This window comes from Pseudomonas sp. Z8(2022), from assembly GCF_025837155.1.
In the GTDB taxonomy this organism is placed as follows: Bacteria; Pseudomonadota; Gammaproteobacteria; order Pseudomonadales; family Pseudomonadaceae; genus Aquipseudomonas.
In genome coordinates, this window is record NZ_CP107549.1 from 4,210,586 (window position 1) to 4,222,522 (window position 11,937).

The 11,937-nt window shown below is 64.1% G+C and carries 9 protein-coding genes and 1 tRNA gene; 6 read left to right on the plus strand and 4 right to left on the minus strand.

Features of this window, described 5'->3' with window-relative positions:
* Nucleotides 1-28: 28 nt before the first annotated feature.
* The 3 genes from OEG79_RS19955 (at nt 29) to OEG79_RS19965 (ending at nt 3,317) form a co-directional block, all read left to right on the plus strand.
* Nucleotides 29-105, plus strand: a tRNA-Arg gene (locus OEG79_RS19955).
* A 354-nt stretch (nt 106-459) separates the two neighbouring features.
* Nucleotides 460-1,074, plus strand: a complete 615-nt coding sequence (locus tag OEG79_RS19960) for a biliverdin-producing heme oxygenase (RefSeq protein WP_264146670.1) — start codon at nt 460-462, stop codon at nt 1,072-1,074.
* A complete protein-coding gene (locus tag OEG79_RS19965; RefSeq protein WP_264146671.1) occupies nt 1,071-3,317 on the plus strand; it encodes an ATP-binding protein in 2,247 nt (748 codons plus the stop codon). Before OEG79_RS19960 ends, OEG79_RS19965 begins: the two co-directional genes overlap by 4 nt.
* Before the next feature lie 44 nt (nt 3,318-3,361).
* Here OEG79_RS19965 and OEG79_RS19970 read toward each other — a convergent pair whose 3' ends face one another.
* Complete coding sequence (locus OEG79_RS19970) at nt 3,362-4,789, minus strand: HD domain-containing phosphohydrolase (protein WP_264146672.1); 1,428 nt, start codon at nt 4,787-4,789, stop codon at nt 3,362-3,364.
* A 97-nt stretch (nt 4,790-4,886) separates the two neighbouring features.
* Between OEG79_RS19970 and OEG79_RS19975 the strand changes: the two genes are divergently transcribed.
* Nucleotides 4,887-5,660 carry an alpha/beta fold hydrolase gene (locus OEG79_RS19975; protein WP_264146673.1) on the plus strand — a complete coding sequence of 258 codons (774 nt, stop codon included), beginning with the start codon at nt 4,887-4,889 and terminating at the stop codon, nt 5,658-5,660.
* Between the two features lie 69 nt (nt 5,661-5,729).
* Here the strand turns inward: OEG79_RS19975 and OEG79_RS19980 are convergent, their stop codons facing one another.
* Complete coding sequence (locus tag OEG79_RS19980; RefSeq protein WP_264146674.1) at nt 5,730-7,313, minus strand: aldehyde dehydrogenase (NADP(+)); 1,584 nt, start codon at nt 7,311-7,313, stop codon at nt 5,730-5,732.
* Between the two features lie 207 nt (nt 7,314-7,520).
* Nucleotides 7,521-8,522 (minus strand): AraD1 family protein, encoded by a 1,002-nt coding sequence (gene araD1 / locus OEG79_RS19985; RefSeq protein WP_264146675.1) that lies wholly within the window; start codon nt 8,520-8,522, stop codon nt 7,521-7,523.
* A gap of 138 nt (nt 8,523-8,660) precedes the next feature.
* Between araD1 and OEG79_RS19990 the strand changes: the two genes are divergently transcribed.
* Nucleotides 8,661-9,602, plus strand: coding sequence for a LysR family transcriptional regulator (locus OEG79_RS19990; protein ID WP_264146676.1), 942 nt, complete (start codon nt 8,661-8,663; stop codon nt 9,600-9,602).
* Here OEG79_RS19990 and OEG79_RS19995 read toward each other — a convergent pair.
* Nucleotides 9,599-10,780 carry a fumarylacetoacetate hydrolase family protein gene (locus OEG79_RS19995; protein WP_264146677.1) on the minus strand — a complete coding sequence of 394 codons (1,182 nt, stop codon included), beginning with the start codon at nt 10,778-10,780 and terminating at the stop codon, nt 9,599-9,601. The two genes, OEG79_RS19990 and OEG79_RS19995, sit on opposite strands and share 4 nt — an antisense overlap.
* 176 nt (nt 10,781-10,956) lie before the next feature.
* Between OEG79_RS19995 and OEG79_RS20000 the strand changes: the two genes are divergently transcribed.
* Entirely contained in the window at nt 10,957-11,889 is a 933-nt protein-coding gene (locus tag OEG79_RS20000; RefSeq protein ID WP_264146678.1) for a LysR family transcriptional regulator, read from the plus strand.
* Nucleotides 11,890-11,937 lie beyond the last annotated feature (48 nt).

An 11,937-nucleotide genomic window follows, 5' to 3' on the forward strand; every position in this document is an offset into this window, starting at 1 on the left:
CGAGATGCGTATGATTGCGCACCGCAACGCATCCGTAGCTCAGCTGGATAGAGTACTGCCCTCCGAAGGCAGGGGTCGTGGGTTCGAATCCCGCCGGATGCGCCAGATCTATCAAGGGCCCAGGTGAAAACCTTGGGCCCTTTGTCTTTTCCGATGGGCAAGGCGCTTCCAGAAAGCAGGCCGAGCATTCATCTCACCGCGCCCCGCCCCCCCACGGCGACCTCTGCAAAGCCCCTGACCAGGCGACCCGGAGGATGATCACGCAGCATTCGAATATCCGTCCTGATGCCACAGCCGTAAGCATCAACGTCCATCAGTTGGTGCTGACAGTCGAACTGGCTCGGCCCCGCCTATCCGGATAAGGCAGTTTTTCCTTGGGAATGGCCGCTCGCATGTTAGGGTGGTTCCTTGCTCACCTTACAACCGGCCGCCGCACGCAGCCCTCACAAGAGCGACTCAATGCTAGCCAAGGCGCGCGAAGTTCCTGTGCTGCCGGTGCTGCAAGATCTGCGGACCGGCACTGCAAAACTGCACATCGGACTGGAGAAACGGCTTCCTTTTTTCTCTGACCGTCTCGACACAACCGTCTTTCGACAACTGATGCAGGCGTACTACGGCTTCTATCGGCCCCTTGAAAACGCCTTGCTCGACAGCGCCGTGACGCCTATCGATCTGGATCTGCTGTCACGCCTCAAAGCCTCCACCCTGCGCAATGACCTGCATGCCCTGGGCCTTTCCGCCGAGGCCATCGAGCGTTTGCCGATCTGCCAGGCACTGCCCGCAATAAGCTGCAGAGCCACCTGCCTGGGCGTTCTCTATGTGCTCGAAGGGGCAACGCTTGGTGGCCAGATCCTGCGCCGGGAAATGGCCGCACGGCTGGGCCTGAATGCCGACAACGGCGCGGCATTTCTCGATATTTACGGCGCAGACACCGGGCGCCGCTGGCGCGATTTCATTGCCTGCCTGAGCAGTCGGTATCTGGATAGCGACGAGCGCGAAGCCGTTGTCATGGCGGCCCAGGCCACATTCGACTGTTTCGAGCGCTGGCTCGAAAGCAGAGAGGTACTGATATGACCCCACAGAACAAAAATACCTTTGAAGACTTGCTGGCCAACTGCGCCGACGAGCCCATCCGCTTCCCGGGGGCCATTCAGCCCCATGGCTTGCTGCTGACACTCAGCGAACCCGGTCTCGAGATCATCCAGATCAGCGCCAATGTCGATACCTTGCTGGCAAAAAAACCGCAAGACCTGCTCGGCCAGCCGTTACACAGGCTGATTGGCGAGTCCCATACCGAAGCGGTGCGCGCGGCGTTGCTGCAACCTGCGTTCGGCGACGCAGGGCCACTTCACTTTCACCTCAATGACACGGCATTCGAGGGCCTGCTGCACCGGCATCAGGGCGTGTTGATCCTCGAGCTGGAAATCCACGTGGATAATTTTCAGCCGCGCAACGTCGCGGGGCTCAACACCAACCTCGGACGCATGCTCCAACGCCTGCAGGTAGCGACCACCATGCAGCAGCTGTACGACGTCAGCGTCAGGGAAATTCAGGCGATGACCGGTTATGACCGGGTGCTGATCTATCGCTTCGAGGAAGAGGGTCATGGTCAGGTAATCGCAGAAGCCTCCGCCCCGTCGATGGAGGTCTTCAACGGCCTGTTCTTCCCCGCCTCGGACATTCCTGAGCAGGCTCGCGAGCTGTATCGCACCAACTGGCTGCGAATCATCCCGAACGCCGATTACCAACCGGTGCCTCTGGTGCCGAAGCTGCGTCCCGATACGCAGGCCCCGCTGGACTTGAGCTTCGCCACCCTGCGCAGCGTGTCCCCGATTCACTGCCAGTACATGAAGAACATGGGGGTGCTGTCGTCGATGAGCATTTCCCTGCTCAAGGGCGACAAGCTCTGGGGCCTGATCAGCTGCGGCAACCGCCAGCCGTTGCATGTACCACATGAGCTGCGCAGCGCCTGCCAGACTATCGGTCAGGTGCTGTCACTGCAGATCAGTGCCATGGAGGCGCTGGAGACCAGCCGCCAGCGTGAAGAGAAAATCGACGCGCTGACGCAGCTCAATCAGGCAATGCTCGATTCTCCGAAGAACGTTTTCGACGCGCTGGCGGGTCAACCCGAGGTGCTGATGGCGCTGACGGGGGCCGGTGGTGTCGCCATCATCGAAGACCGGCAGTTACACCGATATGGCAACTGCCCGGAGCCCCAGGAAATCCGTGCTCTGTACAAATGGTTGCAGGACAGGGGCGAGCCGGTGTTTTCCAGCCATCAGCTTGCCGAGGTCTATCCGCCCGCAGCGCAGTATCCGCAGGTGGCCAGCGGCCTGTTGGCGATGAGCCTGCCCAAACCGGTCGATAACGGCGTGCTGTGGTTCCGCCCGGAGGTGAAGGAAAACGTGAGCTGGAGCGGCGATCCGCGCAAGGCCATGAATCTGGAAAATTCCGATGCCGGCTTGCGCTTGCGACCGCGCACATCGTTCGAGATCTGGAAGGTCGAGATGGCAGGCATCTCACGCAAATGGACCCAGGGAGATCTGTTTGCGGCCAACGACCTGCGCCGTTCGGCGCTGGAGCATGACCTCGCCCGACAGGTGCGCCGCGAGCAGGAGGCGGTACGTGCCCGTGACGAACTGGTGGCCGTGGTCTCGCATGATCTGAGAAACCCCATGACGGTGATTTCGATGCTCTGCGGCATGATGCAAAAGACCTTCAGCTCCAACGGACCGCACACGTCGCGACGCATCGCTACGGCGCTCGACACCATGCAGCAGGCAGCCGCACGGATGAACACGCTGCTTGAAGATCTGCTCGATACGTCGAAGATCGACGAAGGGCGCTACACCATCACCCCGCAGAAGCTCGACGTCGGCCACATATTCGAAGAAGCGCAATCGCTGCTCGCCCCACTGGCCCATGACAAGAACATCAGCATCTCCTTCGAGGCAGAGCCCGACCTGCGGATTCACGCTGATCCGGAGCGCCTGTTCCAGGTGCTCTCGAACCTGATCGGCAACGCGATCAAGTTCACTCCGCGGCGGGGCAAGGTCGGCGTCCGCGCAACATCTGTCGGCGATGACATCCTGTTTACCGTGCGCGACACCGGCGAGGGCATCCCCAGGGAGCACCTGCCTCATGTATTCGACCGTTACTGGACGGTAAAGGACGGGAATCCGACTGGGACCGGACTGGGTTTGTACATCACCCAGGGCATCGTGGAAGCCCATGGCGGGCGCATCGTCGTCGAGAGTGAATTGGGCAAGGGTTCGGAGTTTCAGTTCACCATGCCGGCGCTTGTGGCGGGCGCCTGACACCTTCCATCCAGACTCGGGCGACTGGATCGGTCGCCCCGATCTCAGATCACCCCCAGGGTCAGCGCCTTCAGCGTGGCCGCCGCGCGCGTCGAGCATTGCAGCTTGCGGAATACGCTTTCGACATGGGTGCGCACCGTGCTCGGGCTGATGCCCAGGTCGCGCGCCACTTCCTTGTTGCTGGCACCGCTGCTGATGCGCCGCAGGATCTGCGTCTCGCGCTCGCTGAGCAGGGCGTTGCCCGGCTTGCTGGCCAGCGGCGCCTGCTCGCCGCGCGCCGCGCTGATCACCGCCTGACAGGCGCGCGGGTCGAAGCGGCCCTGCTCGGCTTCATCCAGCAGTACGCCGGCGGCCTGCTCGTCACTCAAGGCGGCGCGCCATGGACGCTCACCACGCAGCGCCAGCCAGGCCAGCGCCGCGCTCAGCAGCCGGTGTTCATCACCCAGGGCATCGCCACTCAGAGAACGGAAATAGCCGCTTCCATCCAGCCGCTCGTAGGCATTCGCGGCCAGTTGCCCCGCTTCGAGAAGACCGGCGATCTGACTGCAGGCGCGGTGCGTCCAGTAGGGCGCCAGGCGTATCGCCTCGAGGTCGCCGTCGAGCAGCGGGCCAGGCGTGCTCCAGATGCGATTGGGCACGGCCGCCCGGCCCAGGCCATGAATCAGCGCCGCCTTGCCGAGCAGTTCGATGCGTGCGTCGGGCAAACCACAGAGCCGAGCGGCATCGCGCACCAGGCTCGCGGCCTGGCGTGAATAGCCGGCCAGCCAGGACAGTTTCAGATCGATCACGTCGCCCACCAGGGTCAGCGGGACCTTCGGCCCTGAGCCAGGCGTTGCGCTCTCGGGCGTACGCAGCGCCTCCAGCCAATCCGCGGCGTGGCGGACAAGCAGCTCAGCGAGGCCTGCCGGATAGCGGCGATCACCCTGCGTGCCGATCCACTCCAGCGCCGCCTGCAGACCGTGGACCCGCGAGAGGATTTCCAGGTCGCCGGCCAGCACCACGTGATAGACCACGTCCGGAATATCGGGATAACGCAGGCCCAGCGGCCGACCGCCGCCGTCGAAGCATTCGAAGATATGCCGCAGCCCCACCTCGACCTGCACCGGCAAACCGAGGGTGCGTGCCACCTCGCCGGCGACCTCGCAGTGCACCTGGGCCAGCGGTGTGGTGCGCAGCATGGCGCGCTGGCCGGCAGCATCGAGGGTTTGCGCGAGCATATCGCGACGGCCGCCGACATCGTCGCCGAACAGGCGCATGAAGCCTTCGGCGTTGGCGGTGCATCCAGACCAGCGCAGCAGCGCCACCTGGCGGGCCAACTCGATCTGCTCCCGCTCGCCGCCACTGGCCTGTACCAGCCACTGCGCCAGGCGCGCGGTACGGCGCGACTGGTCGATGGGCTGGCCCATGCTCAGGTCGCCGACCATGGCCAGCGCCAGCATGGCGTCTTCCAGCGCGACAGCGTCATTCAGCATGCAGCTCTCCTTTTTCGCAGGCCTCGGATAAACGACCGATACCGGGACACCGGCGCATTATCGACACTGAACTCCCCCACGCACAGGAGATTCAATCATGTTCAATGCCAAGCCGTTATTCCTGGCCCTGGCCATCGCCAGCCCCTTCTTCGCCATCACTGCCCAGGCTGCCGAGGCCAAGCCATCAGTGGTGATAGTCCACGGCGCCTTCGCCGACGGTTCCGACTGGGCCAAGGTCGTGCCGCTGCTGCAGGAAAAAGGCATCAAGGTCACCGTGGTGCAGAACCCGCTGACCTCGCTGGTCGACGACGTAGCCGCCACCCAGCGCGTGCTGAACAATCAGGATGGTGACGTGGTGCTGGTCGGCCATTCCTGGGGCGGCACGGTGATCACCCAGGCCGGCGCCGACGAGAAAGTGCGCAGCCTGGTCTACGTCGCCGCGTTCGCGCCCAACGCCGGCCAGTCCAGCGGCGAGCTGTACACCGGTTACCGCACCGCGCCGGGTTCGAGCCAGATCGCCGCGGACAAGAATGGCTTCCTCTACCTGACTCCGCAGGGCATGGCGGCCGATTTCGCCCAGGATCTGCCAGCCGCGCAGACCGCGGTGATGAGCGCCACGCAAGGCCCGATCCGCGCAGCGGCGTTCGATGAGCGCACCAGCGTCGCGGCCTGGAAGCAGAAGCCGTCCTGGTACCTCGTCGCCAGCGATGACCGCATGATCGTGCCGGAGATGCAGCGCGACTTCGCCAGGAAGATCGGCGCGCAGACCACCGAGGTCGCCGCCAGCCACGTGCCGCAGCAGTCGCGTCCGGCCGATGTGGCCAAGGTGATCATCCAGGCGGTGGAGAAAACCCAGGCCGCATCTAAATAAGGATTCGGCCTTCCGAATGAAAAATGCCGCACCCTCTCGGGTGCGGCATTTTTTGTTGCAGCGCTACGATCAGCTCAGCGCGTCACGGGTGTGCACGCCGTCGACCAGACGCTGGATGCCCAGCGGGTTGGCATTCTGCAGCGCCTCCGGCAGTACCTCGTCCGGGTAGTTCTGGTAGCACACCGGACGCAGGAAGCGGTGGATCGCCAGGGTACCGACGGAAGTGCCGCGGGCGTCGGAGGTCGCCGGGTACGGGCCGCCATGCACCATGGAGTCGCAGACTTCCACACCGGTCGGGTAGCCATTGAGCAGCACACGGCCCGCTTTGACTTCCAGCAGCGGCAGCAGGTCGCGGAAGGCGCTCAGGTCTTCACGCTCGGCGATCAGGGTCGCGGTCAGCTGGCCGTGCATGCTCTGCAGGGCACGGGTCAGCTCGGCGCTGTCGGCGACTTCGACGACGATGGTGGTCGGGCCGAAGACTTCTTCCTGCAGCAGGTGGTCACCTTCGAGCAACATGCTCACGTCAGCCTTGAACAGCTGCGGCTGCGCCTGGTTGCCGGTCTGCTCGTTGCCCGCCAGATGGCTGACTTTTGCATGGCCTTTGAGCAGCGCAACGCCGCTGGTGTAGCTGCGCAGGGTGCCGGCGTTGAGCATGGTCTGCGCCGGCTGGCTAGCGATGGCGTCGCTGAGCCCTGCGACGAAGTCGCTGAACTCGGCGCTGCGAATGCCGATGACCAGGCCCGGGTTGGTGCAGAACTGACCGCAACCCAGCACCACGGAGCCAGCCAGCTCCTTGGCCACGGTGGCGCCACGTGCCTTCAGGGCGCCCGGCAGAACGATCACCGGGTTGACGCTGGACATCTCGGCGAACACCGGGATCGGCTGCGGACGGGCAGCGGCCATGTCACACAGGGCACGACCGCCTTTCAGCGACCCGGTGAAGCCGACAGCCTGGATGGCCGGATGCTTGACCAGAATCTCGCCGACGCCGCCGCCGAAGATCATGTTGAACACGCCCTTGGGCATGCCGGTTTTCTCGGCGGCGCGGATGATCGCATCGGCCACGCACTCGGCAGTGGCCATGTGGCCGCTGTGCGCCTTGAACACTACCGGGCAACCGGCAGCCAGGGCAGAGGCGGTATCGCCACCGGCGGTGGAGAAGGCCAGCGGGAAGTTGCTGGCGCCGAACACGGCGACCGGACCGACACCGATCTGGTACTGACGGATATCCGGGCGCGGCAGCGGCTGGCGATCCGGCAGGGCGCGGTCGATGCGCGCACCGTAGAAGTCACCACGACGCAGCACCTTGGCGAACAGGCGCATCTGGCCACTTGTACGACCACGTTCGCCCTGGATACGGGCAGTCGGCAGTGCGGTTTCGCGGGTGACGAGGGCCACGAAGTCGTCTCCGAGGGCATCGATTTCGTCTGCGATAGCCTCGAGGAACTCGGCACGGCGCACGGCCGACAGGTTGCGGTAGGTCGGATAAGCGGCAGCGGCAGCCTGAGCGGCAGCGTCGACTTCTTCCGGCGTGGCCTGGATGAAGGTGTACGGCAGCGCTTCACCGCTGCTGGCGTCGAGGCTCTTGTGCACGACGGTGCCGGCGGCGCGGCGCTCACCGCCGATGTAATTGTGGCCAGTCAGGCTCAGCATGGCGTTCTCCTGTCAGGAGGGACGGCAAGGCCGCCCCGGACAATGAATGAGGCCTCGACCTTTTGAGTCGAGGAGTGACAACTCTACTGCAGTTGTCGGACGTATGATAAGTGATAACTCCGGCATTCGTCCCTTATGAGGACGCAATCCGTCAATCCGCTAGCGGACTTTCGACCCGACGGCATCGCCGCCGAGCCTGACAGCGGCTTAAAGCTGGCGCACGCCGCCAACCTTTATCGCGGGTGCATGCACGCTGATCCCGTTACGCAGTGGCTCGCCCAAGGCATCCAGGCTGACTTCGAAGGTATCGCCAGGTTGCGCCTTGATGCCGTCGGCGAACGACAGGGTCGCGGTGCCGAAGAAATGCACATGCACGTCACCCGGACGCAGGAACTGGCGATACTTGAAGTGGTGGTACTCGAGGTTCTCCAGGCTGTGGCACATGTTGTCCTCGCCGGAGAGGAATTCCTTTTCCCACAACACCTGGTCGCCACGCCGGATACGGCTGATGCCGGACAGATGACGCGGCAGCTCACCGATCAGCATCTCCGGACCGAAGGAGCAAAAACGCAGCTTCGAGTGGGCCAGGTACAGGTAGTTCTTGCGCTCGACCACGTGGTCGGAGAACTCGTTGCCCAGTGCGAAGCCGATGCGATACGGCTGGCCATCCTCGCCAATCACATAGAGACCGGTCAGCTCCGGCTCTTCACCGAAGTCTTCGGCGAAGTCGGGCACCGGGAAATCCTCGCCGGGGCGTACCACGATGCTGCCATCGCCCTTGTAGAACCACTCCGGTTGCGCACCTTCGCTGCCGGCTGCCGGACGCCCGCCGGCCATGCCCCACTGGAACATCTGCATGGTGTCGGTGAGCTTGCCTTCGGCCTGCTGCGCTTCGACCTGCTGATGCATCTTGTCGCGTGTGGAAGCGCTACCCAGATGGGTCAGACCGGTACCGGAGATCAGGCAGTGAGCCGGATCGCTGTGATCCAGCGGAGCCAGTAGACGCTTCTGCTCGATCAGCTCGGCGTAGATCGGCCCCTGCTCGACGCCCAGACGCTCGATCTCGGCGATCAGTCCGTGACCGTTACGGATCGCCTGCAGCGCCAGCTCACGGGTGCTGCTGACGCCCTTGACCACGCTGATGCGTGCGTCACCGACGACGCCGACCTGGCGCTGGCCCTGTTCGTTCTCAAACTGAATCAACCGCATCGCTGCGCTCCTGTTGTTCTTGTCCGGTTGTTCTTGTTCGCCGACGCTGCGGCGTTGCTTGGCCAGCACTTTAAAAATTGCCCGCAGTGCTGCCTAATGAAAGCTTCTGATTAGGTGATAACTTTTCGTCATCCCCCTATGCTGCAGCCACTCAACTACATCGTTTCTCGTCTGCGTATTCGCCAGTTGCGCCTGCTGATCGCTCTCGATGAGCTGGGCACCCTGCACCGTGCCGCCGAGCGCATGGCCATCAGCCAGCCGGGGGCGACCAAGGCGCTGCACGAGATCGAAACCACCTTCGGCACACCACTGTTCATACGCACGGCCCAGGGTCTGCAGGCCAACGATATGGGACGCTGCGTGATTCGCTATGCACGCCTTATCCACAACGACCTGGCTCACCTGCACGACGAGATGCAGGGCATCCTCAAGGGTCATGGCGGCCATCTGGCGGTGGGCACCATCGCCGGCTCGGTGCCACTGGTACTGCGCGCGCTGACCCGGCTGCGCCAGGCGCAGCCGGATATTTCCGTGCAGATCGTCGAGGACATCAGCCCGCGACTGCTCAAGCTGCTCGATGAGGGGCGCCTGGACCTGGCCATCGCCCGCACCAGTGGCAGCCAGCACCCCGATGCCTACACCTGCCTGAGCCTGCATGCCGAGCGCCTGGAGCTGGTCGCGGCCCCACAGCATCCGCAGCAGAACAACCCGGCGCTGCAGCTGGCCGACCTGAGCGCCTACAGCTGGGTGGTCTACCCGACCGGAACACCAATGCGCACGGTGCTGGAGCGTGAATTCGGCGAGGCCGGCCTGGAGTTTCCACGCAACCCGCTGGAAACTTCCTCGACCTTCACCATGCTCAGCCTGCTGCAGGAAGACCCGCAGCTGGTGGCGGTGATGCCCCACTCCATCGCCTGCTCCAGCGAGCGTTTCGGTCTGTTGCGCCGATTGCCGCTGGCCCTGCAGTCACGCAGCGAGCCGTGCGCCATCGTTCACCGACAGGGCGCCAGCCTGTCGCCGCTGGCAACCCTGCTGCTGGAGCAGTTGCAGAACGAGCAGCTGGCGCTACTCGAGGGTTAGATCAGGCGGCGCCGCGCCAGGTTGTCGATAAAGGCCAGCAGGCCGAAGGTCCAGGGCGCCAGCGTGTTGCTGTGCTGCACGCGGTTGTGCAGGCCACCCAGTTTGGGACTGCTGATGCTGACGTGATCGCCCAGCTTGTGGGTGAAGCCATTGCCCGGCTGATCACGGTCTTCGGTCGGGGCGAACAGCGTGCCGAGGTAGAGCAGGAAGCCATCGGGATACTGGTGGTTGGCGTTGAGCGTCTGCCCGGCAATGTCCAGCGGATCGCGGCTGATCTGGTTCATGCTGCTGCGGCCGTTGAGCACGAAGCCGTCCTCGCCTTCCACCCGCAGGTCCACCTCGGCGTTGCGCACATCGTCGATGCCGAAGCTGGCGTCGAACAGACGAATGAACGGGCCGATGGCGCAGGAGCCGTTGTTGTCCTTGGCCTTGCTCAGCAGCAGCGCGCTGCGGCCCTCGAAGTCGCGCAGGTTGACGTCGTTGCCGAGGGTGGCGCCGATCACCTGACCACGGCTGTTGACCACCAGCACCACCTCCGGCTCGGGGTTGTTCCACGCCGAACCGGGATGGATGCCGATATCCATGCCGCTGCCCATGGCGGCCAGCACCGGCGCCTTGGTGAAGACTTCGGCGTCCGGGCCGATGCCCACCTCCAGATACTGCGACCACAGCCCCTGCTCAAGCAGCACCTCTTTCAGACGCTGGGCATTCTCTGAACCCGGAACGATACTGCGCAGGTTGTCGCCGATGACCGAACGCACTTGTGCACGGATTTCCTCGGCACGCTGCGGATCACCGCCGGCACGCTCCTCGATTACCCGCTCGACCATGCTCGCGGCGAAGGTCACGCCGGCCGCCTTGATCACCTGCAAATCGGCTGGTGCCAGCAGGCTCGGACGCGCGGTATCTCGCTCGGTGCCGCTATTGTCCAGCAGCTCGGCGACACTGCAGATACGCTGGCCGCGGCAGTCCTGCACGCGTATGGCCAGGTCTTCCAGCTCGCAGAGACCTGCCAGCGTCGGCGACAGCTGGCTGAGGTCGAATACTCCTTCCTCGTGCAGCAGCACCGGCGCGGGCCCTGCCAGGTCACCGGGTAGCCAGACGCGGGCCAGCAGGGTTCCGCTGAGGCCGTCTTCGGGAAGCGTGTTTTCGGGGGTGAGGATCAGGGGGCGGGCCATGGATGAACTCTTTTTCCTTGTTATTGGGACAGCCGCAGGGCACCGCAAATGGATGCCTGGCCGCGGCTGTGCGACCATAGCCAAGCGTCCGCCCCGCGGGCCAATGACGAATCGTCAACACCCGATATGCGCTGGTTATCGCCCGCCGTTCTGAGGAAGCCCCAACAAACGTGAGCATGAACAAACTGCCCAGCCTGCATAACTGGCTGCGCCTGCGTCACCTGCAACTGATCGAGACCCTTGCCGACACCGGCAACATGCACGCCACCGCGCAGCAGATGGGCCTTAGCCAACCTGCGGTGAGCAAGATGCTGCGCGAGATCGAGCAGATGCTCGACTTCCCCCTGTTCGACCGCCAGCCGCGCGAACTGGTGGCCACCGAACTGGGTCAGGCGGTGATCGCCTATGCCCGCCGCACACTCAACGACAGCCGCTGCTTCGCCCAGGAACTGGAAACCCTGCGTCAAGGCGGCCATGGCCACCTGCGTGTTGGCGCCATCTTCGCCGCAACCGCCCAGGTGGTGCCCAGCACCTTGCTGCTGCTCAAGCAGCAGCGCCCGTTGCTGACCATCGAACTGCTTGAGCACACCAGCGATTACCTGTTGCAAATGCTGCTTCACAAACAACTGGATCTGGCCATCGGACGCTTCACCGAACCCCGCCAGCAGGAGCATTTCACTTACCAGGAGGTAGCCAGCGAGCCGTTCCTGCTGTGCGCCGACCCGGCCCATCCGCTGGCCGGCGAGGCGACACCGAGCCTCGCCGACCTGCAGCGCTGGCCGTGGGTGCTGTATCCGTCCAATACACCGTTGCGGCGGATGACCGAACAGGCGTTCAGCGAGGCCGGCATGCAGTTCCCGCTGAACCGGGTGGAAACCGCCTCGGTGCAATCCACCTTGCACCTGCTACACCACAGCCAGGCCCTGGCGCTGCTGCCGGAAGCCATCGTTCTGCAGCAGGTGGCACTCGGTCAGCTGGTGGTGCTGCAGCCGCCCCTGCAGACGCCTTCGCTCGGCTACGGGCTGCTGCGGCGCAAGGACGAGCCGTTGTCCGCGAACGCAGCACAATTCTACGAGGCCATGCAGGAAGTACTTGGCCGCAGCAGATAACCACTCGTTATGGGTTGATTACAAAGCCTCATTAGACAGTGGCAGTTA

What these genes read in the sequence shown, in the direction of transcription:
- OEG79_RS19960 (WP_264146670.1), top strand. Translation starts at nt 460, where the DNA reads ATGCTAGCCAAGGCGCGCGAAGTTCCTGTGCTGCCGGTGCTGCAAGAT.
- OEG79_RS19965 (WP_264146671.1), top strand. Translation starts at nt 1,071, where the DNA reads ATGACCCCACAGAACAAAAATACCTTTGAAGACTTGCTGGCCAACTGC.
- OEG79_RS19970 (WP_264146672.1), bottom strand. Translation starts at nt 4,789, where the DNA reads ATGCTGAATGACGCTGTCGCGCTGGAAGACGCCATGCTGGCGCTGGCC.
- OEG79_RS19975 (WP_264146673.1), top strand. Translation starts at nt 4,887, where the DNA reads ATGTTCAATGCCAAGCCGTTATTCCTGGCCCTGGCCATCGCCAGCCCC.
- OEG79_RS19980 (WP_264146674.1), bottom strand. Translation starts at nt 7,313, where the DNA reads ATGCTGAGCCTGACTGGCCACAATTACATCGGCGGTGAGCGCCGCGCC.
- araD1 (WP_264146675.1), bottom strand. Translation starts at nt 8,522, where the DNA reads ATGCGGTTGATTCAGTTTGAGAACGAACAGGGCCAGCGCCAGGTCGGC.
- OEG79_RS19990 (WP_264146676.1), top strand. Translation starts at nt 8,661, where the DNA reads ATGCTGCAGCCACTCAACTACATCGTTTCTCGTCTGCGTATTCGCCAG.
- OEG79_RS19995 (WP_264146677.1), bottom strand. Translation starts at nt 10,780, where the DNA reads ATGGCCCGCCCCCTGATCCTCACCCCCGAAAACACGCTTCCCGAAGAC.
- OEG79_RS20000 (WP_264146678.1), top strand. Translation starts at nt 10,957, where the DNA reads ATGAACAAACTGCCCAGCCTGCATAACTGGCTGCGCCTGCGTCACCTG.